This is a genomic window from Bradyrhizobium genosp. P (assembly GCF_049949265.1).
In the GTDB taxonomy this organism is placed as follows: domain Bacteria; phylum Pseudomonadota; class Alphaproteobacteria; order Rhizobiales; family Xanthobacteraceae; genus Bradyrhizobium.
In genome coordinates this window covers 8,160,647-8,184,037 of the sequence record NZ_CP188195.1, presented here as the reverse complement: position 1 = coordinate 8,184,037, position 23,391 = coordinate 8,160,647, and the positions used below count along the sequence as shown (strand labels likewise).

20 protein-coding genes and 1 pseudogene are annotated in these 23,391 nt (G+C 64.9%); 5 read left to right on the top strand and 16 right to left on the bottom strand.

The genetic code is table 11. From position 1 onward, the window contains the following. Positions 1 to 4: 4 nt before the first annotated feature. The 3 genes from ACP2YO_RS39310 to ACP2YO_RS39300 form a co-directional block, all read right to left on the bottom strand. A complete protein-coding gene (locus ACP2YO_RS39310; RefSeq protein ID WP_426436521.1) occupies positions 5 to 1,204 on the bottom strand; it encodes a molybdopterin-dependent oxidoreductase in 1,200 nt (399 codons plus the stop codon). A gap of 219 nt (positions 1,205 to 1,423) precedes the next feature. After that, the gene (locus tag ACP2YO_RS39305; RefSeq protein WP_426443428.1) at positions 1,424 to 1,651 is read right to left on the bottom strand and encodes a hypothetical protein; all 228 of its coding nucleotides are present in this window, start codon (positions 1,649 to 1,651) and stop codon (positions 1,424 to 1,426) included. A gap of 163 nt (positions 1,652 to 1,814) precedes the next feature. Next, on the bottom strand, positions 1,815 to 3,551 hold the full coding sequence (locus ACP2YO_RS39300; protein WP_426443427.1) for an adenylate/guanylate cyclase domain-containing protein: 1,737 nt from the start codon (positions 3,549 to 3,551) through the stop codon (positions 1,815 to 1,817). Positions 3,552 to 3,774: 223 nt separating this feature from the next. Here ACP2YO_RS39300 and ACP2YO_RS39295 point away from each other — a divergent pair, with 223 nt between their 5' ends. Then, a complete protein-coding gene (locus ACP2YO_RS39295) occupies positions 3,775 to 5,325 on the top strand; it encodes a glycosyltransferase family 39 protein (protein ID WP_426443426.1) in 1,551 nt (516 codons plus the stop codon). Between the two features lie 117 nt (positions 5,326 to 5,442). Here ACP2YO_RS39295 and ACP2YO_RS39290 read toward each other — a convergent pair whose 3' ends face one another. Further along, on the bottom strand, positions 5,443 to 6,474 hold the full coding sequence (locus ACP2YO_RS39290) for a YcjF family protein (protein WP_426436519.1): 1,032 nt from the start codon (positions 6,472 to 6,474) through the stop codon (positions 5,443 to 5,445). Further along, the gene (locus ACP2YO_RS39285) at positions 6,471 to 7,934 is read right to left on the bottom strand and encodes a YcjX family protein (RefSeq protein WP_426436517.1); all 1,464 of its coding nucleotides are present in this window, start codon (positions 7,932 to 7,934) and stop codon (positions 6,471 to 6,473) included. The genes ACP2YO_RS39290 and ACP2YO_RS39285 overlap by 4 nt, the downstream gene beginning before the upstream one ends. Before the next feature lie 183 nt (positions 7,935 to 8,117). On the opposite strand from ACP2YO_RS39285, the gene trhA reads away from it, so the two are divergent. Further along, a complete protein-coding gene (gene trhA / locus ACP2YO_RS39280) occupies positions 8,118 to 8,813 on the top strand; it encodes a PAQR family membrane homeostasis protein TrhA (RefSeq protein WP_426436515.1) in 696 nt (231 codons plus the stop codon). A gap of 68 nt (positions 8,814 to 8,881) precedes the next feature. Beyond that, entirely contained in the window at positions 8,882 to 9,676 is a 795-nt protein-coding gene (locus ACP2YO_RS39275) for an SDR family oxidoreductase (RefSeq protein WP_426436513.1), read from the top strand. 126 nt (positions 9,677 to 9,802) lie between these two features. On the opposite strand, the gene mdlC is transcribed toward ACP2YO_RS39275, so the two are convergent. The 4 genes from mdlC to ACP2YO_RS39255 form a co-directional block, all read right to left on the bottom strand. Then, positions 9,803 to 11,425, bottom strand: coding sequence for a benzoylformate decarboxylase (mdlC, locus tag ACP2YO_RS39270; RefSeq protein WP_426436511.1), 1,623 nt, complete (start codon positions 11,423 to 11,425; stop codon positions 9,803 to 9,805). 129 nt (positions 11,426 to 11,554) lie between these two features. Then, complete coding sequence (locus ACP2YO_RS39265; RefSeq protein WP_426436509.1) at positions 11,555 to 12,412, bottom strand: FAS1-like dehydratase domain-containing protein; 858 nt, start codon at positions 12,410 to 12,412, stop codon at positions 11,555 to 11,557. Between the two features lie 24 nt (positions 12,413 to 12,436). Then, a complete protein-coding gene (locus ACP2YO_RS39260; protein WP_426436507.1) occupies positions 12,437 to 13,540 on the bottom strand; it encodes a CaiB/BaiF CoA transferase family protein in 1,104 nt (367 codons plus the stop codon). 9 nt (positions 13,541 to 13,549) lie between these two features. Continuing rightward, positions 13,550 to 14,719: an acyl-CoA dehydrogenase family protein gene (locus ACP2YO_RS39255; protein WP_426436505.1), complete on the bottom strand. Its 1,170-nt coding sequence runs from the start codon at positions 14,717 to 14,719 to the stop codon at positions 13,550 to 13,552. Between the two features lie 182 nt (positions 14,720 to 14,901). Between ACP2YO_RS39255 and ACP2YO_RS39250 the strand changes: the two genes are divergently transcribed. Next, positions 14,902 to 15,825, top strand: a complete 924-nt coding sequence (locus ACP2YO_RS39250) for a LysR substrate-binding domain-containing protein (protein ID WP_426436503.1) — start codon at positions 14,902 to 14,904, stop codon at positions 15,823 to 15,825. 13 nt (positions 15,826 to 15,838) lie between these two features. Here the strand turns inward: ACP2YO_RS39250 and ACP2YO_RS39245 are convergent, their stop codons facing one another. From ACP2YO_RS39245 to ACP2YO_RS39220, 6 genes are all read right to left on the bottom strand, one after another. Then, positions 15,839 to 16,432 (bottom strand): thiamine pyrophosphate-dependent enzyme, encoded by a 594-nt coding sequence (locus ACP2YO_RS39245; RefSeq protein WP_426436501.1) that lies wholly within the window; start codon positions 16,430 to 16,432, stop codon positions 15,839 to 15,841. Next, positions 16,432 to 16,989 (bottom strand): phosphonopyruvate decarboxylase, encoded by a 558-nt coding sequence (locus ACP2YO_RS39240; protein WP_426436499.1) that lies wholly within the window; start codon positions 16,987 to 16,989, stop codon positions 16,432 to 16,434. Before ACP2YO_RS39240 ends, ACP2YO_RS39245 begins: the two co-directional genes overlap by 1 nt. Positions 16,990 to 17,203: 214 nt before the next feature. Further along, positions 17,204 to 19,477, bottom strand: coding sequence for a xanthine dehydrogenase family protein molybdopterin-binding subunit (locus tag ACP2YO_RS39235; RefSeq protein WP_426443425.1), 2,274 nt, complete (start codon positions 19,475 to 19,477; stop codon positions 17,204 to 17,206). Positions 19,478 to 19,518: 41 nt separating this feature from the next. Further along, positions 19,519 to 20,505: an FAD binding domain-containing protein gene (locus tag ACP2YO_RS39230; protein ID WP_426436497.1), complete on the bottom strand. Its 987-nt coding sequence runs from the start codon at positions 20,503 to 20,505 to the stop codon at positions 19,519 to 19,521. Beyond that, the gene (locus tag ACP2YO_RS39225; RefSeq protein WP_426436495.1) at positions 20,502 to 21,011 is read right to left on the bottom strand and encodes a (2Fe-2S)-binding protein; all 510 of its coding nucleotides are present in this window, start codon (positions 21,009 to 21,011) and stop codon (positions 20,502 to 20,504) included. The genes ACP2YO_RS39230 and ACP2YO_RS39225 overlap by 4 nt, the downstream gene beginning before the upstream one ends. A 72-nt stretch (positions 21,012 to 21,083) precedes the next feature. Next, on the bottom strand, positions 21,084 to 21,518 hold the full coding sequence (locus ACP2YO_RS39220) for a MarR family winged helix-turn-helix transcriptional regulator (RefSeq protein ID WP_426436493.1): 435 nt from the start codon (positions 21,516 to 21,518) through the stop codon (positions 21,084 to 21,086). Positions 21,519 to 22,063: 545 nt separating this feature from the next. Here ACP2YO_RS39220 and ACP2YO_RS39215 point away from each other — a divergent pair. Beyond that, positions 22,064 to 23,074 carry a methyltransferase gene (locus tag ACP2YO_RS39215; protein ID WP_426436491.1) on the top strand — a complete coding sequence of 337 codons (1,011 nt, stop codon included), beginning with the start codon at positions 22,064 to 22,066 and terminating at the stop codon, positions 23,072 to 23,074. 35 nt (positions 23,075 to 23,109) lie between these two features. Here the strand turns inward: ACP2YO_RS39215 and ACP2YO_RS39210 are convergent. Then, positions 23,110 to 23,361, bottom strand: a pseudogene (locus tag ACP2YO_RS39210) (cytochrome P450); the annotation flags it as partial. Positions 23,362 to 23,391: the final 30 nt, after the last annotated feature.

Sequence of the window (23,391 nt, the reverse complement as noted above, 5' to 3'; positions counted from 1 at the left end):
CTCCTCACGCCGCGCTGACGTGCACGGTTTCGACGACGTTGCGCAGGTAGCCGGCCGGATTCCACAGCGGATCCATCGGCTGGGTGTCGCCGGCCATGTTGGTGGCGCGCACCTTCAGATCGGAGGGGCCGGCGGCGAGCGCGACCTTCAGCTTCCATTCGCGGAACGAATATTTGCCGAGATCCTTGCCGAGCTTCGCCGGTGTCCAGGTCTTGCCACCGTCGGTCGAGACCGCGACCTCCTTGATGCCCTTGCCGCCGTCGAAGGCGATGCCGCGTAACATGGTGCGGCCTGCCTTCAGCCTGGCGCCGTCGGTGACGTTGGTGATGAACGAGCGTACCGTGAGGCGGTTAATCGGGATCGTCGCCTTCGGCGCGGTGCCGGGCTCGACCGCGTTGTTGGGTGTGTCCGGAATCCGGTAGGCGGATTTCATCCAGAAGCCGTCGAACACGTCGTCGACGACGGTGATCTCGTTGAGGTGCTTCACCCAGTAGGTGCCGTAATATCCGGGCACGATGAGGCGGAGCGGGAAGCCGTTGAGGAACGGCAAATCCTCGCCGTTCATGCCATAGGCCAGCATCACCTCGCCGTCGCGCGCGTGGTCGATGTCAAGCGCCTTGACGAAGTCGGGTGTCGTCTCCATCACCGGACCGTCCATGCCGTTGAAGGTGACCTGCTTGGCGCCGGCCTGGACGCCGGCCATGTCGAGCAGTGTCTTCAGCGGTACGCCGTGCCAGCGCGCGTTGCCCATCGCGCCGTTGCCGAGCTGTCCGCCGGCGACCCGCGGATTGAAGAAGCCGCGGCTGTTGCCGGAGCATTGATTGACGGCGACGAGCTCGGTCGCCTTCATTTTCCTGATGTCCTTCAGCGACAGCTTCAGCGGTTTATCCACTTTGCCCTTGATCTCGAGCGTGAAGGCATCAGGGTCGAGATCATAAGGGATGCCGGCGAGGTGATAGCGGACGAAGAACGCGTTGTTCGGCGTGATCGGTCCGTCGTTGAAGATCGCAAACGGCGTTTCCAGTTGTGGCGGCCGGCTGGTGAGGCCGATCATCGGGCGCTTCTGCGGGTAGCGCACCAGCGGCCGTCCGCCATTGCCGAAGGGAAGTGTCACCGTGTCGAGCGCGAGCGCGCCCCTTGACCCCAACCCCGTCACCAAAGCGGCCAACCCGGCGCGCTTCATCAGATCTCGTCGATCGAGCATTCCGCTTCCTCCGAAGCTGTTCTGTTTGAGCTGGTCATCACCAGACTCAAGGCTAGCTGCGCGCACTCGGCCCACGAATGCACGCAGGCGACAAATGTCGCATTGGGGAACCGCAAGTCAATCGATGCTTTCGCAGCGTCCTCAGGCATTGCGTTGCAACAACGAAAAGCCCCGGCCGCGTCGGCGGCCGGGGCGTTTCAATCAAGCCGGAAGGTTCGATCAGTACGCGCAGACATTCACGGTGCGATAGCGATAGCCGAAGGGCGTCAGGACCAGACGGCTGACGTAGCAGCCGGAGTCGACGTAGCCGACGCCGAAGCCGCGGCCCCAGTGATGATGAAAGCCGCCGCCCCAGCCAAACGGCTTGGCGGAAGCAGCGGTCGGCGCCAGCGCGGCGGCAGCGAGCGTGGCGGCGGTGGCGAGAGCAAGGGTCACTTTGCGAAACATGGTGGTCTCCTTCAAATGCGCGTTGAGCTCTGTCGCGGCGCGGGTTGCGGTATTGCCCATCGTCCGTCAGTCGCCCGCTGCAGAGCGCGCGTTCGAGAACACTTGCTGAACGTGTGTTCAGGTGTGCGGCAGATCACGGTCGATGGTGCAGCCTGTGAACCCCTCAGGCCGCAACCGCACGCTCGTTGCCGACGAGCGCCGACAATATGCATGTCGACACGATTGTGCGCACGCTTATCGGCTCGTTGCGGCCGCGGATCGCGACCTCCTGCGCCGGCAATGCGTCGCCGGCAAGTCCCGCGGTGATGCGCACCTCGTCCGAGATCACTGCCTCGCAGGCCAGGCTCTTGGTCATATCCTGCAGCCTCGCTGCGACGTTGACGGCATCGCCGAGCGCGGTGAACACCATGTGGTCGCGATAGCCGATGTCGCCGACGATCACCTCGCCGCCATGGATACCGATGCCGAAGCGGATCGGCTCATGCAAGTCGTGGCTGAGGAACTGGTTCAGCTCGTCGACATTGGCCGCGATCAGCGCCGCGGCGCGCAGCGCCTGGCGGCACGCCTCCTGCCGGCTGGTAGTCAGCCCGAACAGCGCCAGCATGCCGTCGCCGATGAACTGGTTCGGCCGTCCGCCGGATTCCAGCACCGCCTGCGAGACCGCGCCGAGGAAGCGGTTGACGATGAAGACGGTGTCGAACGGCAGCCGCTTCTCGGCGAGCTGGGTCGAGCCGCGCATGTCGACGAACATGCTGACGAGATAACGCTCCTCGCCGATCTGAGCCGGGTTGGTGGCGTACGCATTGGCCGACATCATGTGTGGCAGGAACAGCTGGAAGAACGTCAGGTCGGTGGTCGGCCGCAACTGGCAGGCGAGCCGGATCGACGGGTCGTCGGTACCGACCCGGTGCAGCACAAAGGCCTCGCGGGGCGAGGGCTCCGGCAAACCGGCGCAGTCGCCGATGATGCGGATGCGGCAGGTCGAGCACCGCGCACGGCCGCCGCAAACGCTGGCATGCGGTACGTCGTTGCGCAGGCTCGCTTCCAGCACGCTCAATCCCTTCGGCACCCGGACGGTGCGGCCGTTGCCGTAGGACAGCGCGATCATGCCGCCGCGGCGCTCGAGCAGGGTGCGCGCGCCGCGTGCGATGACGACGAGGCAGAGCAGGCCGAGATAGCCGATCGTCAGGCCATTCGCGATGTCGTCGAGCACGGCTCCCTGGGCTGCCGTCCCAAGCTTGTCCACCGACAACTCCTCGTGCCGCCAGGCGGCATCCTCGTGGTCGGCGATCGTGATGCGGCCGGCCTGGTAGACGCCGAGCATCGCCAGCGTCGGGATCAGCACGGCGGCGGCGAGCAGGAACGGTGCGGCGCGCTTGAAGAACGGGCGCAGCCGCAACCAGAAAAACAGGCCGATGCAGCCATGCACCCAGGCGATGACCAGCACCGCGAGCATCGTCCATATCCGGTTCGGTGACGCGATGAAGAACGAATAGAGCTCCTGCGGATAGAGTTTCTGATGCCCGAACAGGGTTTGGCCGAGACGCGCGCCGACGACGTGGGTCACGATCAGCATCGGGATGCTCAAGCCTAGCACGAGCTGCAGCGGCTCGAGCGCCTTCCAGCCGAATTCACGGCGCTGGTACAGCGCCCAGATGCCGAGCGAGGTATGCACCAGACAGGCCCCATAGAACACGATCGCGACCGGCAGGAACCGCCAGAACTCGGTATGGTAGTGGACGCCGATCGCCAGCGCCTCCATCGAGATATTGCCGAGCGCGTGGTTGAGGAAATGGCTGACCAGATAGGCAAACATGATCGCGCCGCTGACCAGGCGGACCTGCCGCAGGCCGACGCCGCGGACCATCTCCTGCAAATGCTCGCGCGAAGGGGAGGCCATGTGATTCATGATCGGCAATCTAGTGTTTAATTCCCGCGATGAATACCACCGTCCCGCGCCAAGGTGATCAAGGAGTGACAACGGGCGCCTTAACACGTTGACACCCCCTCAAGAGTCGAACAAAAAGCCCGCCGTGACGAGTGCCCCCGCCGATAACATCAACGTCAAGCCGGCCCGTTCGCGCGGGCCCAATTGGACGGCCGTGGTGGCCGTGATCGCGGCGATGACCGCGATGCGGCTGGTTTATGCCTCGGTGTTGGATCTGCGCACCGACGAGGCCTATTACTGGACCTGGTCGAAGGAGAGCGTGCTGTCCTTCCTCGATCATCCCCCCATGATCGCCTGGTTCATTCACTTCGGAACCGCGATCTTCGGCGATACCAATCTCGGTGTCCGCCTCAGCGGCATCGTGGGAATGCTGGTCACCCAGCTCCTGCTTGCCGACATCGTCCGCCGCGTCACGAGCAACAATGTCCGCGCCGTCGTGCTGGCGCTGCTTCTGCCGGAAGCCGCGCTCTATTACGGGCTGCTGATGGCCAAGGTCGCGCCCGACACCGCGCTGATCCCGTTTACGGTCGCGATGTTGTGGTCGCTGGTGCTGACAGCGCAGAGCAATGACGGACGCTGGTGGCTTGCCGCTGGCCTGTTTGCCGGGCTGTCGCTATTGTCGAAATTCACCGGCATCATGCTGGCGCCGGCCGTGCTCGCCTTTGCGCTGGTGCCGGATTGGCGGTGGCGCTGGCTGCGCAGCCCGTACCCTTACCTCGCCGCCCTGATCGCGATCATTGTGTTTTCGCCGGTGTTGATCTGGAATGCCGAGCATGATTGGGCCTCGTTCCGCTTCCAGTCGGTGCGCGCCACGGCCGATCACGCATTCTTGCTGCGCACCTTCGGCGAGTTCATCGGCATCCAGTTCGGCCTGGTCGGCTTCGTGCTGCTGCCGGTGGTACTGTTCGGCACGGCGCTGACGGCGTGGCGCGGCTATCGCGGCCGCGAGCCGGTCGCGATCCTGCTGTCGACCGCCGTGATCGTGCCATTCGCCTACTTCCTGTGGAAGTCGCTGACGCTGCGGGTCGGAGACACCTGGCCGATGTTCCTGTGGCCGGCGGGCTTCGCGGCCGTTGCCATCAACGTCACGCGGATGCCATTCGAGGGCTGGTCGGTCCGGTTGGTCAAATCGACCGTATTCTGGGCGCGGACCGCGGTGACGTCGGGCATCGTCTTCGTCGTCTGCGTGTTCCTGTATTATACGGTCGCGCCATGGAATCTGATCGGCCGCACCGATCCTGTTGGCACCGAGGCCGGCTATGGTCTGGTTGCCGCGCGCGTGGAAGCGCAATTGCGGGCGACCGGCGCGACCTGGGTCGCGACTACGGATTATCGCACCTATTCGATGCTGCGCTGGTTCCTGAGGGGGCGTGTGCCGGTTGTCGAGATCAACGAGCGCGGCCGCTTCCAGGGCTTTGCCGATCCCGGCATGAGCCTGATCAAGGATCATGCCGGCCTATATGTCGGACGCGAGCCCGAGAACAATCTCCCGTTATGGAATGAAACCACCGCCGTGCGGCAGCCGCTCGAACGAGTCGAGCGGAGCTGGCGCGACATGGTGATGGATATCTATTCGCTGGAGAAGATCAGCGGCTGGACGCCGAACCTGTCGCCGCCGCCGGACACTCCCTTCTTCCGCTGGCGCGTGCTGGCGATGTTGATCGACTCACGCACGACAATGTTACTTCTCCCTCTCCCCGTTCTTACGGGGAGAGGGTTGGGGTGAGGGGCTCTCTCCGGGTACAGACGGCGAGAGATGGATTTGCGGAGACTCCCCCTCACCCGGATCGCATCTGGCGATGCGCTCCGGCCTCTCCCCGCAAGCGGGGCGAGGCGAGGAGTCCTATTCTTCTTCCTCGCGTGTCTTCAACATATCCTTTGCGAGGTCCGCGAGCGCCGGGCGGGGCAGCGCGTTGAACGGAAGCGGACGGGTCACGTCGATCGCGGCAAGCCCAAGCCGTGCGGTGAGCAGGCCGTTGAGAATGCCTTCGCCGAGCCGCTGCGAGAGTTTGGCTGCGATGCCGTGGCCGAGCATCTGCTGGATCAAACTGTCACTCGCCGCCATGCCGCCGGTGATTGCGAGATGCGCGATCACGTGCCGCATAAGGCGGATCATGCCAAGCGCGCCGGGCCGGCCGCCATAGAGCCGCGCCAGCTGCCGGATCATCCTGAGCGAAGCCACGAACACGAACAGCACGTCGATCATCGCGCGCGGGCTGACCGCGGTGACGACGGAGACGCGCTGCGCCGCCGACGACACCAGCCGCCGCGCTTCCTCGTCCAGCGGCGCCATCAGCTCGCGCTCGGCGAGGCGGATCATGTCGGCGCCATCGATGATGTCATCGGTATGGCTTTGCAGCGCGCTGCGGGCGCGGGCGAGCCGCGGGGTCTGGTGCGCGAGCTTCATGAGATCGGCAACAACAGCCCGGCTCGCTGCGCGATCGTCGCTGAGCAGCACCTCGGCCGCGCGCAGATGCAGCTTCTCGATGGTCGCAAGGCGTGCCAGCCCGACCGCCTCGCGCGCGATCACGACGAGCAGCGCGACCGCCGCGATCACCGCAAAGGCCAGCCCGAGGACGCCGAGGCCCTCGTTGCGCGCGAACAAATCCTCGATCAGGTTGATGACGCCAAGCCCGGTGCCAAGCAGCACGAGGCCCGCGACCGAGCTCCAGAACAGCGTGCCCCAGTGAAAGCCGCGGCGCACGGGAACGAGGGGCACGTCGACCGTGGCAGGCAATTGCGCAGGCTCGGCCTCGGGCACGATCTGGATCGTGCCGCGGGCGAGGCGGCCCGTGTCCTCCACATCCATCACGACCACGCCGGGATCGTCGAGCTTGAACGTCGCCGGCCGCCGGTTGGGCGTCTTCTCGTTCATTGCAGTTTGTCTCCGATCAGGAACTGGAGGGCGCGGTCAAGGCGGATGTGAGGCAGCACAGGGTCTGCATCGCCGTTTCGCTCCAGCTTCGGCGGGCGGAAGCGCAGGAAGCGGAAATCGGCCGCCTCGGCGCCGGCGCTGGACAGGCCGCGGAAGTCGCCCCTGAACAGTTCCTCGGGATTATCGGGGAGGTCGCCCGGAAAGGTCGCCACTTCCGTTTCGCCGTCCAGCGTCTCGCCATTGGCGAGTTCGCCCGGTGCCGGCGTGCCCAGGATCGACGGCAATTTGTCACGGCCGCGCTGAACCTGCGCCTCGCGGGTGGCACGCACGGCCGCGAGCGCCACCACGTCGATCTCAGCTCCGGCATATTGGGCGCGCTCGGCAGCCTTGGCCACGATCCGCCGCAGCACCGCTTCCAGCCGGTCGTGACTTTGGTGGTGCAGGTGATCGGCCTTGGTCGCCGCGAACAGGATGCGGTCGATGCGCGGCCGGAACAGCGAGCTTATGATCGTGCTGCGGCCGATCCGGAAGCAATCGAGGATACCGGCGAGCGCGGCCTCGAGATCGTGCAGTGCCTCCGGGCCCGCGTTGAATGCGGCGAGTGCATCCGCCAGCACGATCTGGCGATCCAGCCGCGCGAAATGATCGCGAAAGAATGGTCGGACCACGACATCCTTGTACGCCTCGTAGCGCCGCCGCATCATCGCCCACAACGAGCCGTCCGGTGCGCTGCCGTCGACGGGCACATCGAGCGGTGCAAACGTCAGCGCCGGCGTATCGGCGAGATTGCCTGGCATCAGGAAGCGGCCCGGCGGCAGCAGGCTCATCGCAAAGCGATCGTCGCGGCAGGCGCGCAAATAATCGGTGAACAGCCTTGCTTCGGTCAGCGCCGCCTGTTCGTTCTCGCGCCCCTCCGGCTGCAACGTCCCGAGATAGTCGTGCCAGGGTGAGGCGAGTTTGGCGCGCAAGGCCTCGCGGGACAGCGCCAGGCTCTCGGCCGACCACTGCTCGTAGCTCTTGTTCAGCAGCGGCAGATCGAGCAGCCACTCGCCGGGATAGTCGACGATATCGAGGGTGAGCGTGCGGTCTGCGCCATTTTGCCGCTGGTAGTCGATCACGAGCCGGAGTTCGGAGATGTCGGTGGTCGAATTCGGCCAGCGCCGGTCCTCGATCAGGGTGCGGACATGGTTCTCATAGGCAAAGCGCGGCACCGCATCGTCGGGTTGCGGCTCCAGGCGGGCGCGTGCGATCCGCCCCGAGGCATAGGCCTCGAACACCGGGAAGCGGCCGCCCCGTGTCAGCCCGTGCACCAGCGCCGTGATGAACACGGTCTTGCCGGCGCGCGACAGGCCGGTGACGCCGAGCCGTACCGTCGGGTTGAAGAACCCCTCGCCATAGTCGAGCAGGGCCCGCGCCGAGAGCCGCGCTTCCTCGACGATATCTAGAAAGCTGGGAGGCATGGCGCGTTGAGTGAAAATCCGGCGGGAGGAGCCCAAAAAACGGGCGAGCGATCACACGCAAAATGGCGATAATCGGCCCGAAATCAAGCTTCACACTTCCGGCGCCTTTGCAGGCGAGAGGATTGAACGTACCTTCGCACCTGCGATACCCATGTTCTATCGCCCTGAGGAAAGCCTCCCCGTATGACGGTCTTCCGCCTGAAGCAATTTGCGTCGCACTCGATCCACGCGGCCGGCGCCGTGCTCTGGAATTACGACCGTGCCGAAGTAATCGCTGATGGCGTCGTGCACATCGTCGGCGTCTGCTTCGGGCTGGTCGCGGCGACTGCGCTGATCGTGCTGACCGCGGTCTATGCCAGCCCGCTCGACGTTGCCGTCGTGTCGGTCTATGTCGCCGGCCTGCTCGCGATGCTGGTGCTGTCGGCGACCTATAATCTCTGGCCGGTGTCGCGCGCCAAATGGGTGCTGCGCCGCTTCGATCACTCGGCGATCTATTTGTTGATCGCGGCGACCTACACGCCCCTGATCATGGAAGTGAAGGACAGCTATTTCGCCATAGCGCTGCTCGTCGGTGTGTGGTGCGTGGCGATCGTCGGCATCTGGCTGAAGCTGGTCTATCCCGGCCGGTTCGACCGGCTCTCGGTCGGGCTCTATCTCGCGATGGGCTGGAGCGGCATCATGCTCTACAACGCGGTGGTCAAGGTGCTGCCGGCCATGGCGCTCGGCTTCGTGCTCGCGGGCGGCGTGCTCTACAGTCTCGGCGTGATCTTCCACGCCTGGCGGCGGCTGCGCTTCCAGAACGCGATCTGGCACTGCTTCGTCCTGCTCGGCGCAGCCTGCCACTACACGGCCGTGTTCGACGTCGTGCTGGCGAGCTGAAGCTCTCGCCAACGGCGGCGGATGGGCTATCATACTCCCTCTAACATCAAGATTCCGGGAGGATGGCCATGCAGGTGGCGGGTAAAATCGTGGTGGTCACCGGCGGTGGCAACGGCATCGGCAAGGCGATGTGCGAGGCGTTCCACGCCGCAGGCGCGTCCAGGGTCGTGGTCGTCGATCTCGACCATGGACATGCGGAAGCGGTTGCAGCGTCGGTCGGCGGCGCGGCGTTCAAATGCGATGTCGGGCAGGAGAAGAACATCCTGCATGTGATCGACGAGACCGAGCGCATGTTCGGCCCGATAGCGCTGTTCTGCTCCAATGCCGGCATCGGCGGCGGCTTCGATCCGCTGTCGGTGAATGCCGGCGGCGCCTCGGACGAGCCGTGGTCACGGAGCTGGGCGATCCACGTCATGGCGCATGTCTACGCGGCGCGGCACCTGGTGCCGCGCATGAAGGCGCGGGGCGGCGGGTATTTCCTCAACACGATCTCCGCGGCGGGTCTGCTGTCGCAGGTCGGCAGCCCGGCCTACTCGACGACCAAGCATGCCGCGGTCGGCTTCGCCGAAAACCTCGCGATCTCGCATCGCGCCGACAACATCAAGGTCTCGATCCTCTGCCCGCAGGGCGTCGACACCAACATGCTGCGCTCGATCCCCAAGGGCCCGCAATCCGGCGACGGCGACCTGACGCCGGAGCGGGTCGCGCAGGACGTGCTGAAGGGGCTCGACGAGGAGACCTTCCTGATCCTGCCGCACCCCCAGGTGCTCGGCTACATGCGCAAGAAGACCGAGAATTACGACCGCTGGATCGGCGGCATGGCCAAGATCCAGGCGAAGATGCGGGAGAGCTACGGGAAGTAAGGCGGGTCGTGACGCTCGCGCTCTCCCGTCATTGCGAGAAGCGTTAGCGACGAAGCAATCCATCCGTCCGCGTATGCGGGTGCATGGATTGCTTCGCTTCGCTCGCAATGACGGGGAGGGTGTGCCTCAACCCTTCTGTGCGTAGAGCATCGGCACCGCGGAATCCACCATCACCTCGATCAGGCTCACGCCCTGATGCGACAGCCCGCGCTTGTAGGCGTTGGTCAGCTCGGCCGAATTCGTCACCCGCACCGCGTCGCAGCCCATGCCCTCGGCGATCTTGACGAAATCGATGCCGGGCAGGTCGAGTCCCGGCACATTGCGCACCTGCATCACCTGGCTGAACGAGCGCATCGCGCCGTAGCCGGAATTGTTGAGGATGACTACGGTCAGAGGCAGCTTGCGCTGGGCGGCGGTCCACAACGCCTGGATCGAGTACATCGCCGAGCCGTCACCGATCAGGCAGACCGTGCGCGCCTCGCGGCGACCCAGCGCGATGCCGACCGCGGCGGGCAGGCTGTAGCCGAGGCCGCCGCTCGCCATGGTGTAGAAACTGTCCTGGCCGCGCATCGGCATGAATTTCTGCATCGCGGGCCGGTGTGACGGGGCTTCCTCCACCAGCACATCCTGCGGCCCCATCGCCGCGGAAAGCGCGTGCAGCACGTATTCGACCGGGATCGGATCTGCCGCGGCTGGCGGCGGCGGCAGCGTACGGCCGGTATGGACGGCGCGCTTGGTGTCCGGCAGAAGATCGAGCAGCATCGTCAGGGCCGGCTTCATGGTCGCGACGATGCTTTGGCCTACCGGCGTCACGGCGGCGGCGGTCGGATCATCGGTAATCTGGAAGATCGTGGTGGCGCCGTCGAAGATCGCGGCGTGGCCCTCGACATGGAAGGTGAAGACCGGCGCGCCGATCACGACCACGACATCGTGCTCGCGCAACGCGTCCGAAAGCTGGCCGGGCGAGGCGTGCAGGAAGCCCGCGAATTGCGGATGACGTTCCGGGAACGAGCAGCGCGCCGAGAACGGGCTGACCCAGACCGCCGCTTTTGATCGCTCGGCAACCTTGACCATGAGGTCGACGGCCTCGGCACGATCGACCCCGGGACCGACGACGAGGGCCGGCCGCTTGCTGCCGGCAAGCGCTGCCCCCAGCGCGTTCATGGCTGAAGCATCCGGACCGAGCTCGCGGCTGACCTGGCGCGCCTCGATCGGCTGCGTCGCGTGGTTCCAGTCATCGATCGGCACCGAGACGAAAGTTGGTCCGCAGGGCGGCTGCATCGCGACATAATAGGCGCGCGCGATCGCGGCCGGCACGTCTTCGGCGCGCGCGGGTTCGACGCTGTATTTCACATAAGGCCGCGGAAACTCCGACGCGCGCTCGGCGTAGAGGAAGGCCTGCAGCGGCAGGATGCTGCGCGCCTGCTGTCCGGCGGTGATGACCAGCGGCGTCTGGTTGCGATGGGCGGTGTAGATGTTGCCGAGCGCGTTGCCGACGCCCGCGCCCGAATGCAAATTGACGAAACCGGCGTTGCGGGTTGCCTGCGCGTAACCGTCGGCCATACCGACGACCGAGGCCTCCTGCAGGCCGAGCACATAGTCGATGTCATCAGGCCAGTCGCTCAGGAACGGCAGCTCGGTCGAGCCGGGATTGCCGAAGACGCGTCTGATGCCGAACGCGCGCAACAGGCCGAAGGTGGCGTCCTTGACGGTGACGGATTTGCTGGCGGCGGGCTTGCGGGACGACATGACGTGACTCCCAAGGCTCATTTCACACTCCGTCATTGCGAGGAGCGAAAGCGACGAAGCAATCCATAGCTTCCGCGTGGGAGATATGGATTGCTTCGCTTCGCTCGCAACGACGGCTTAGTCAAGGCCTTACCAGCTCGCCGTGCCCTTCATGGTCGGCTGCCCTTCCGCATTCGCGATCCACAACTCCAGGCCGCCGTCCTTGTCGGTGGCATTGACCGAGAACTCGCTGCCCTCGAACAGCGGCTGCACGCCGCGATAGACGAACTTCTTCGGCGGTTGGCCGCCATGCAGCTTGGCGGCGAATTCGACGATGAAGGAGGCCTGCAGCGGGCCGTGGAAGATCAGGCCCGGATAGCCCTCGACCTTGGTGACGTAGTCGCGATCGTAATGGATGCGGTGGCCGTTGAAGGTCAGCGCCGAGTAGCGGAACAGCAGCACCGGATCGGAGACGTGACTCTCGCGATGCTGTGCGACCGGCGGAGGCGGCGGAGCCTTGGCGGGCGCGGCCGATGGCGATGGCGCGGTCATCTCGCGATAGACGATATCCTGCCGCTCGCGGATCGCGATGCCGCGCGACGTCGTCACCTCGTGATTGATCGAGACGAAGCACAGCGTGCCGGTCGAACCGGTCTTCACCGTGACATCTGATATGCGCGAGGTCCGCTTCGGCGTGTCGCCGACGCGCAAGGCATCGAGGAACTCCAGCTCGCCACCGGCCCACATCCGGCGCGGCAGCGGCACCGGCGGCAGGAAGCCGCCGCGGGTCGGGTGGCCGTCGGGGCCAAGCTGCGACATCGGAAACACCGGCTGGCCGAGGCACCAATGCGTGGTCCATGGCGCGGCATCGCCCGGCTTCGGCTCGCCGATCTCCTGGAACAGCGTTGCGCGCAGACCCATCACCAGATGCGCGGTGACGACGTCAGTTGCATCAGTGCTGCGGCCGATCCACTGGCGGAGATGATCGAGGTCGAGTGTGTCGCTCATGAGATTGTCCCGGACAGGAGTTCTTTAAGAACGTTTCGTCGTGCGCTCGTCGATGGCAGGCACCGCGCCGTAATGCCTGTCTTCGCCCATGAAGATCGCGGCCGGCGCCGGGTAGGCGACGCGGCCCTTCGGCGTGTCGACCTCGATGCGGCGGAGATGCGGGTGCGTGGCGAGGTCGGCCATGGTATTGACCTCGGCAAACGCGATGTCGGCCTCTGCGAGCTTCGCCAGCAATTCGTCACGCGTCAGCCTGCCGAAACTGTCGCCGACGAACCGGTCGGTCTGCGCGCGGTTGCGCACGCGCTCGACCATGTTGGTGAAGCGCGGATCGTTGGGCAAATCGGGCTGGCCGAGCACGTCGGCGCAAAGTTTCTGCCACTCGCGCTCGCTCTGGATCGAGATCAGGATCTCCTTGCCGTCCTTCGAGCGGAACACGCCATAGGGGGCGATCGAGGGATGGGCAAGGCCGATGCGTTGCGGCGGCTTGCCGTCTTCGGCATTGAGCAGCGGCACGGTGAGCCAGTCGGCCATCACGTCGAACATCGAGATCCGGATGTCGGCGCCTTGCCCGGTACGGCCGCGGCCGATCAGCGCTTCGAGGATCGAGGCATGCGCGGTCGCGCCGGTGGCGACGTCGACGATCGACATGCCGACGCGCGAGGCGCCTTCCGGTCCGCCGGTGAGCGAGGCGAGGCCGCTCTCGGCCTGGATCAGGAGATCATAGGCCTTGCGGTCGGCATAGGGGCCGGTGTCGCCATAGCCTGATATGGTGCACATGATCAGCTTTGGATAGTCCTTGCGCAGCCGCTCGCGCGAGAAGCCGAGCTTGTCCATCGAGCCAGGTTTGAGGTTCTGCAGCAGCACGTCGGCGCTTGCGATCAATTGCTCAAGCGTGGCACGGCCTCCCTTGGTGGACAGATCGATCACCACCGAATCCTTGCCGCGGTTGAGCCAGACGAAATAGCTGCTCTGGCCCTTTGCTGCGGCGTCGTAGCCGCGGGCGAAATCGCCCTCGGGACGCTCGATCTTGATGACATGGGCGCCGGCATCGGCCAGGCGCGACGAGCAGAACGGCGCGGCAACCGCCTGTTCGACGGCGATGACGGTCAATCCCTCAAGCGGCAACATGGTGCGAACTCAGTAGGAGCGGGGCATGCCGAGCACATGCTCGGCCACGAAGGACAAAATCAGATTGGTCGAGATCGGCGCCACCTGGTAGAGCCGGGTCTCACGGAACTTGCGCTCGACATCATACTCTTCCGCGAAGCCGAAGCCGCCATGGGTCTGCACGCAGGCATTGGCCGCTTCCCACGACGCATCCGCCGCCAGCATCTTGGCCATGTTGGCCTCGGCGCCGCAGTCGAGGCCGGCCTCATATTTGCGCGTGGCTTCCTTCACCATCAACTCGGCCGCGCGCATCGAGGCATAGGCCTTGGCGATCGGGAACTGGACGCCCTGGTTCTGGCCGATCGGCCGGCCGAACACGCTACGCTCCTTGGCGTAGTTGGTGGCCTTGGCGATGAACCACTTGGCATCGCCGACGCATTCGGCCGCGATCAGGATGCGCTCGGCATTCATGCCGGAGAGGATGTAACGGAAACCCTTGCCTTCCTCGCCGATCAGATTCTCCGCCGGCACCTTCATGTCGGTGAAGAACACTTCGGTCGTGGCGTGGTTCATCATCGTGCGGATGGGGCGGATCTCCAGGCCGTGACCCTTCGCTTCGCGCATGTCGACGATGAACACCGAGAGCCCGTCGGTGCGCTTCTTGGCTTGATCCTTCGGCGTGGTGCGCGCGAGCAGGACCATCAGGTCGGAATATTCGGCGCGGCTGGTCCAGATCTTCTGGCCGTTGACGACGTAATGGTCGCCGTCGCGCTTGGCAAAAGTTTTCAGCGAGGAGGTGTCGGTGCCGCTGGTCGGTTCGGTGACGCCGAACGCCTGCAGCCGCAACTCGCCGGTCGCGACCTTCGGCAGGTACTTCGCCTTCTGCGCATCATTGCCGTGCCGCAGTACAGTGCCCATCGTGTACATCTGGGCGTGGCAGCCGCCGCCATTGCAGCCCGCACGCTGGATCTCTTCCAGGATCGCGGCGGCCGCCGACAGTTTCAGGCCGGCGCCGCCATATTCCTCGGGGATCAGCACCGAGAGATAGCCGGCTTCCGTCAGCGCATCGACGAATTCCTTCGGATAGGCCATCTGGCGATCGAGCTTGCGCCAGTATTCGCCAGGAAACTGCGCGCAGAGCTTTGCCACCGCGTCGCGGATGTCGGAATGCTCGTCGATCTGTGGGTCGTGTGCGGTCATTGTTGCTTCTTGCCGAGAGGTTGCAGCAGAGCGTTTTCGCGCGAAGTGGGGACCGGTTCGCGTGAAGAAAACGCGTCAAAACCAGAATCTTGCGGGCAAAGCGCCCGCCATTGTGGGGCCCCGGTAAACTCCCTATGCTGTTTTGTTATAGCGTATGAACCTGCCTTCCAGGATTGGCAAGTATGGATTTCCGCCAGCTTAGGACGTTTGCCTGCGTTGCGGAACTCGGGAGTCTGAGCAAGGCGTCCGATACGTTGCGGGTCGCGCAGCCGGCGCTGAGCCGTCAGATCAAGCTGCTCGAGCACGAGCTGCGCACCGATCTGTTCACGCGCAACGGCCGCGGCATGGTGCTGACCGACGCCGGCCGGCTGCTGCTTGCGCGCACCAGCGGTATCGTGCGGCAGATCGATCAGATCCGGGACGACATCCAGTCCGCCGGCGGCGCGCCGTCCGGGCGCGTGGTGCTCGGGCTGGTGCCGACGGTGAGCTGCGTGATCTCGGCGCGGCTGGCGCGGCGCACCGTGGAGCGCTATCCCGGAATCTCGCTCTGCATCGTCGAGAGCTACAGCGGGCACCTGATCGAGTGGCTGCATCGCGGCGAGATGGACCTTGCCGTGATCTATGGGCCGTCGGTCGATCTGCATCTGGCGGTGCAGAGTCTCGGCCGCGACTCGATCGTCGCGGTCGGCCCGCACGGCAGCGGGCTGAAGCAGAAGAAGCAGGTCGAGTTCGGCTGGCTGATGCGCCAGCGCCTGGTGCTGCCGAGTCATTCGCACGGCCTTCGTGCGCTGCTCGAACATGCGGCTGCGAAGAAAAAGATCGACCTCGACGTCAAGCTCGAGGCGGATTCGTTCCGCGTGCTGACCAGCCTGGTCGAGGAGGGGCTGGGATACACGCTGCTGCCACCATCCTCGGTACGCGCCGAAGTCGCGGACGGCCGGCTCGAAACCGCGCCGATCGCACGGCCCGCGCCGCGGCGCGAGCTGACGCTGGCTTCGCCGGTCGAGCATCCCGGCTCGACCGCGATCACGCTGATCGCAAAGCTGCTGCGCGACGAGGTCGCCGCCTGCCGCGCCGAGGGTCTCTGGGATATCCAGCTCGCCTGAGCGCGTCTTCGCATCACGTCACCGCGAAGCCGAGATGGCCGCGAAAGCGGTTTTTGAGATAGGTGCCGTCGCGCGGCGGCAGCGCGCGCTCGACCTCACCGGCCGCAATCCTGATCCGCGCCAGGCGCGGGCCGCCGCGCATATCCCGCAAGCTTGCGCGGAAGCTTTCGACGCCGGCCATATCGGCGATCTCGGTAACCGAGGCGATGCCTGCGCCATCAGCGATCACTTCCAGTTTGGCACCGAGGCCGGAATGGCTGAGCTGCATTCCGGTCTCGCCGAAATGGCCGTTGTCGAGCACGGCGATCGAGAGATTGCCGGGCTGCTTGGTCGCGATCGTCAGCAGGCTGCCGATCCCCATCAGCTGCTCGCCGTCACCGGTGACGACAAGCACCGGTCGCTGCGGCTGCGCCAGCGCGAGGCCGAGGCCAACCATCGCAGCGCCACCCATCGCGCCCCACAGATAGAAATTGCCGGGATGTTCGCCGGCGTCGAACACATCGTAGGTCGAGGAGCCGAGCCCGGAGATCACGAGCAGGTCGCCGCGGTCTGCGAGCAACGCCTTCACGGCGGCGCGGCGATCGAGTGTGCCTGTTGGTGGTGACATCAATGCGTCTCCTTTGTCCACTTCTTGCGGCCGATCATCCGTTGCGAGATCAGCACCGCGACCTGCTGGTCGCCGTCATAGGCGAGCGAGGCGGCGGCCGAGATCACCTCCTCGGCGTCATCAGGGTTGTCCAGCCGCAGCACGGTCGCGCCCATGATTTCGAAGGCCTGCGGCGTCGCCCTGCCCATCGGTATCTGCCACGGATTGAACTCGGCCCATTCTCCGCGCATCGTCACGAGTGTCAGGAACGGAAAGCGGCAGCTCGCCATCAGCGAGAGCATGTTGATGCAATTGCCGACGCCGCTCGATTGCATCAAGAGCACCGCGCGATCGCCGCCGAGCCACGCGCCAGCGGCCAGCGCCACGCCTTCCTCCTCGGTCGTCAGCACCGTGGTCTTGATATCAATATCCGCGTGCGACAGCTTGATCAGCTTCGAATGTCCCGCATCAGGGACGTAGGACACTTGGGCCACGCCAAATTCCTTCAGCGTGCGATAGATCGCAACCGGCCAGTCCCGGCCGGTCGCATTGTCCTGGTGAACGGCAATCTGGTCCATCTTGGCCTCGGCTCGGGGCGCGCATGGGCGCGTCCTCACCGAAGGCTTAGGGCAAGCGAAGGCTCTATTCACTTCGCATCTGGCTCGCGCAGCTATGCCGGAATTCTATAGGCGGCCGCGATGGACCGCTGAGTGCCTGAGCCGTGTTGAAGACTTGCCGCAACTGGACAGGCTTCGCCAAATCGCTCGATGCTCCCGAGAGACATTGGCGTGGTCAGACGGACAGAAATTTCTCCGGCGTCAGCGGGAGTTCGCGAACGCGCTTTCCGGTGGCGTTGAACGCGGCGTTGGCGATGGCAGCCGCAACGCCCGTAATGCCTATTTCGCCGATACCGCGCGCTCCCATGGGCGTGCGCGGATCCGGGATGTCGGTCCACAGCACGTCGATCTCCGGCACGTCGAGGTGGACCGGCACATGATAGTCCGTGATCGAGGCGCTGACGATCCGCCCGGTACGTTCATCAAGCAAAGTCTCCTCGGTCAACGCCATGCCGATTCCCATGATCATGCCGCCCCGGAACTGGCTTGCCGCGGTTTTGGGGTTGAGAATGCGGCCGCAATCGAAGCTGCCAACGAGACGGTCGACGCGAACCTCTCCGGTCACCTGGCTGACGCCAAGCTCGCAAAAGATAGCCGATCTGGAATGCATCGAGAACTTGAGCATCTCGAGAGGAGCGCTGCTCTCGCCCATGACGCTGATGTCACTGCGCGCCGCGCGGCGGAGGATCGACACGAAGCTTTCGTGACGGGAAGGCTCGTCGAGCTTCTGCAGGCCGCCGTTCGCGAATTCAACATCGGCCGCCCTGAGGCCCGCAAGAGGCGTGTCGTTGCCTGCCAGGCGCAGCAATTCGCCGGCGAGCTTGCTGCTGGCCGCGCCGATTGCCGCGCCGAGCGAGGCGGTCTGCGACGATCCTCCAGCGAAGCTGCCGAAGGGCAGGCTGGTGTCACCGATCTTGACCGTGACGCTCTCCAGCGGCAGGCCGAGGCGATCCGCTGCGTGCTGTTGCTGCACGGTCGCGGTGCCCATGCCCATCTCGTGTGCGGCGCTCGATACGGTCGCATGACCGTTGCCGTCGATGGTGATCCGCACCGACATGCCGGGCATCCGGGCATATGGAAAGGATCCGGTCGCGCAGCCCATCCCGATCAGCCACTCGCCCTGCCGGCGCGATCGCGGTTCGGTCGCGCGGCGCTTCCAGCCGAATCGCTCGGCTCCGAGGTCGTAGGCCCGCATCAAGTCGCTTTGGGAGTGCGGCGCCCCGCTCACCGGGTCTTTGTCCGGGACGTTGCGGCGCCTGAGCTCGATCGGATCCATCGCGAGGCCGTAGGCCAGTTCGTCCATGGCGCATTCAATCGCGAACGTGCCGACAGCCTCTCCGGGCGCACGCATGAAGGTGTTCGCAAGCACGTCGAGGTCCAGCGTATGCTGCACGATATCGAAGCTTTCCGACGCGTAGAGCGAGCGGCTCGTCAGGGTGAATGCCTCGTCGCAGGCGCTGTGCTGCGGCTTCACCGAAAAACCGTGGTGGATCACTCCCTTGAGCTTGCCGTCGGCATCGGCGGCGAGAGCAACGCGTTGCTCGGTCCGCGAGCGGCCGCCGATCAGGCGGTGCATTCCTGCGCGCGAAAGAGTGATCCGCACCGGCCGGCCGGCGAGCTTGGCCGCCGCAGCGCCCAGGATCTGGTGATCCCACAGGGCTTTCCCGCCGAACCCGCCGCCGACAAAGGGCGAACTGACGAACACCTGCGATTCCTTGAGGCCGAACACTTTTGCGAGCGAACCGGCGGTGCCGTTCAGCATCTGGGTCGCGTCATGCACAATCAGCCGGTCACCGTCCCAGGCAATCGTCGCGGCGTTCGGTTCGATCGGATTGTGGTTATGCCAGGGGGTACGATAAACCGCGTCGACGCTGCGCGCCGCCGCCTGGAACGCCGCTTTGACGTCGCCTCGCTTCAGCCGATTCTTCTCGATCATGAGCGAGTCGGGCGTGCGTGCATCGGCCTTGGCGTCCTCGAACCGTGTGCGCGCAGCGGCCGCTTCGTAGCGCACCTGGATCAGCGACGCAGCGTGGTCGGCCTGCTCCTGTGTTTCGGCGAGCACGACTGCAACTGCCTGCCCATTCCAGCGAATTTCGGGGTCCTGCATCACGGGCAGGATGTTGTTACCTGCAGCCTTGAGGTTGGTCAGCCCGATCGGCGGAGGCATCGCCATTTTCGGCGCATTGCGATGCGTCATCACCAGCGCCACGCCGGGCGCAGCCTCGGCTGTGGAGACCTCGAGCGCAACGATCCGGCCCCGCGCGACGGTCGAGTGGACGCAGGCGGCGTAGAGCAGCCGGTCCATCCGCACCTCGGCGGCAAAGCGCGCGATGCCCCGCACCTTGTCGGGGCCATCGACCCGCGGCTGCTGAGTGCCGAGATTCACCCGCTTTTCGATCAACGGGTCCGGCGTGCCGCCGGGCAACCAGCTCGCGGGGACATAGCCCATCGCGGTGCGGACCCCGCCGACGATGGCGTTCTGCAGCTTGCTCATGCGTCCACTCCCGTGAGTTCGCCGAGCATGGCGGCGATGGTTCTTTTTGCGAGCTCGATCTTGAAGACGTTGCCGTCGAAGGATTTGGCCGCGGCGAGTTCGGCATCGGCTGCCGCGAGGAAAAGCTCTCTCGTCGGAGCCTGGCCGCGCAGAAGTTGTTCAGCTTGCGCGGCACGCCATGGCTTCGGCGCAACGCCGCCGAGGGCGATCCGCACGTCCTGGATTTTTCCATCCACGACTTCCAGTCCTGCTGCGACCGAAACCAGCGCGAAGGCATAGCTCGAACGGTCGCGCACCTTGCGATATCGCGAATTCGCCGCGGCGGGGCTCGCGGCGAGTTCGACCGCCGTGATCAGTTCGCCCGGCCGCGCGATCGTCTCGATTTCCGGACGGTCACCGGGCAATCGATGGAAGTCGAGCAGCGGGACGCTGCGCTCGCCGTCTGGGCCGGCGAGATGTATCGTCGCGTCGAGCGCCGCAAGCGCCACGCACATGTCCGAGGGATGCGTCGCGATGCAGTGCTCCGACGCGCCGAAAATGGCATGATAGCGGTTGAAACCGCCGATGGCGTCGCAGCCGGTGCCAGGGCTGCGCTTGTTGCAGCGAGATCCGGCAGCGTCGTAGAAATAAGCGCAACGCGTCCGCTGCAGGATATTGCCTCCGACGGTCGCCATGTTGCGAATTTGTGCCGAGGCGCCCGCGAGGAGCGCCCGCGACAGCATCGGATAGCGTGTCCGCACGGCGGGATGCGCGGCGACGACGCTGTTGCGGACGGCCGCGCCGATCAACAGGCCACCGTTTGGCGTATCCTCGATGGTGCCGGGCAAACGAGAAACGTCGACCAGCGCGGCAGGCGCTTCGATATTCTGCCGCATCAAGTCCACCAGATTGGTGCCGCCGCCAAGGTAGCGAGCGCTCTCGGTGGCCGCGATGGACAACGCTTCGCTGCGGTCGGCTGCCTGCCGATATTCGAACGGTCTCATGCCGCGCCTCCGGTCAGCATCTCCTCGATCGCTTCGACGATCCCGTTATGCGCGCCACACCGGCACAGATTGCCGCTCATGCGTTCGCGTATTTCCTGGCGTGTCGTGCCCTTCGGGCCTTCGGCGAGGTCGTCTGTCACGTAGCTGGGGTCGCCCCTTCGCAACTCTGCGACCATTGCGATGGCGGAGCAGATCTGGCCCGGTGTGCAATAGCCGCACTGGAGACCATCATGCGCGATGAACGCCTGTTGCAGCGGATGAAGTCCGCCGTCCTCCCCCGCGATGGCCTCGATGGTTTGCACCTCGCGCCCGTTGGCCTGGACCGCCAGTGTCAGACAGGACAGCACCCGCGCTCCGTCGACGATGACGGTGCAAGCACCGCATCCTCCTTGATTGCAGCCGAGCTTTGTACCGGTCAGCCCCAGCCGCTCACGGAGCAGGTCAAGCAGCGAAACCCTGGGGTCGTCCGGTAACGGATATTCGGTTCCATTGATGACGATTGCCATCGGCGCCTCCATTCGAAACCGGCTCCGGAGCGAGCCAGGGAGGAGCATAGGATAGTACGAAGTTCGTAGTATTCAAGGTTCGGATCTGGCGATCTTTTCCGTCAGCCGGATCAGTTCGCGTCGTTCCCGCGGATCGAGTGCACGCAGCATGACGCGGCACGCTTCGCGGTAAGCGGCAATGTGATCCTCGACCGCTTGCCGCCCCTTGTCGGTGACGGTCAGCGCTGCCGATCTGCGATCGTCCTCGGGCCGGCCGCGCTCGATCAGATCCTTCCGCACCAGCCGGTCGATGGCGGAAGACATGGTCGTCATGGCGACGTTGAGATAGCGGGCGACATCGCCGATGCCGCAACCGGGATTCTCGCCGGCAAACACCAGCGTCTCGGCATCCAGCGCGTTGAGGGCATTGTCGGCGGCCGCCGCCGCTTCAGCCACCTTGAATCGGCGCGTGAATTGCTCGAACGCGCGCGTAAGCTGCGCGACTTGTTCCGGGGTCGGTTCGGCCATGCGGTACCAAAGCACGTTCGGTTCGCCGGCACCAGCAATTGCCGACCAGTTCGATCCGATCGAAGCGCTTCAGCATCTCCTGCCAGACGATCATGAGCTGCCGCTCGGCGAGCCGCATGCCGACGCAGCAGTGGATGCCGAAGCGCGGAGCCGTACGACATCAAGCGCTCGAACGGCGCATCCACTCATGCCCGGTCGGACGGCGAGCCAAAGCGGAATAACACCGGCTTGGGTCGGCTGCACAAGCGAACTGACGCCTGGCGTTCAAGAACGACCGGGATCGTTTCGAACAAGTTCTCGAGCGGGTTCGGTAAAATCGCGGGGTCAGGGTAAAGGTCCACTTGCGCCGTTTCTCGCGAGCCTCGCGGTGCGCGCATTGCCGCCCGTCGCCGTGTTACAGTCGCCGTGTTACGGATGTAACGCGACATCCAATCCCTGCAATTCCTCCGTAGCAGGGCTCGTTTACCGTGCCGACCGTGCGCTCCGTAGCGAGACCCCGCAACCATCCTGGTGCACCAGGCGACAGCCAATTCGAGGACCAAGCCGTGAGCGCAGCAACACCGGAACACATTATGCAGGTTGGTTTGGGCTTTTGGGCATCCAAAACACTCCTGAGTGCTGTCGAACTGGGTGTGTTCAGCACTCTGGCCAATGCACCGGCCGATCTGCCGACTCTTCAAGGAAAACTTGCGCTGCATCCGCGATCAGCCCGAGACTTTTTCGATACGCTGGTGGCGCTCAGATTGCTGGAGCGCGACAACGGCATCTACAGCAACACCGTAGACACGGACCTCTTTCTCGATCGAGCCAAGCCATCCTATATCGGCGGTGCCCTGGAGATGGCGAATGCCCGTCTCTACGGCTTCTGGGGGGCGCTCACGGAGGCCCTGCGCACCGGCGAATTGCAGAACGAGAGCAAGGGTGGAGGAGAAAGCCCCTTCGTGGCGATGTATGCCGATTCGGGAAAATTGCGCGGATTTTTGAGTGCGATGAGCGCAATCAGCGCGGGGCCGGCTGGCGCGATCGCCGCCAATTTCCCGTGGCGAGACTACAAGACCTTCATGGATCTTGGTGCAGCTCAGGGCATGGTTCCCGCCACACTCGCCAGCGCCCATCCCCACCTCACTGGTATCGGTTTCGACCTTCCCCCGGTCAAGCACGTCTTCGAGGAATTCATCGCTCATCGCGGCGTGCAGGACCGCGTGCGGTTTCACGGTGGAAATTTCTTCGAAGACCCGCTGCCGAAAGTTGATGTCATCATCATGGGTCATATCCTCCATGATTGGGACCTCGCCCAGAAGAAGATGCTTTTACACAAGGTGTACGATGCGCTTCCAAAAGGCGGCGCAGTCGTCGTTTATGATGCCCTCATCGATGATGATCGCCGCACCAACGCCTTCGGTCTCATGATGAGCCTGAATATGCTGATCGAGACTCCCGGTGGGTTCGATTATACGGGGGAGGACTGTCAGGCCTGGATGCGTGACGCAGGATTCTCAAGAACGTGGGTCGAACCACTGGTCGGTCCGGATTCGATGGTGATCGGATTAAAATAGCTTTTCGACCAGACCGAACATGCCGACCCGGGTAGTCAGCTCGGAATCCGCACCGGCAGCGATTCGATCCCGCGCACGAAACTGGAATAAACCCGCTTCGGTTCGCCGACCACCTCGATGCGGTCGAAGCGCTTCAGCATCTCCTGCCAGACGATCTTGAGCTGCAGCTCGGCGAGCCGCATGCCGACGCAGCGGTGGATGCCGAAGCCGAAGGTCAGGTGGATGCGCGGGCGGGCGCGGTCGATGATGAATTCGTCGGGCCGGTCGATCACCTCGTCGTCGCGGTTCCGGCAGCCCGGCAAGGCGAATGGTCTTGC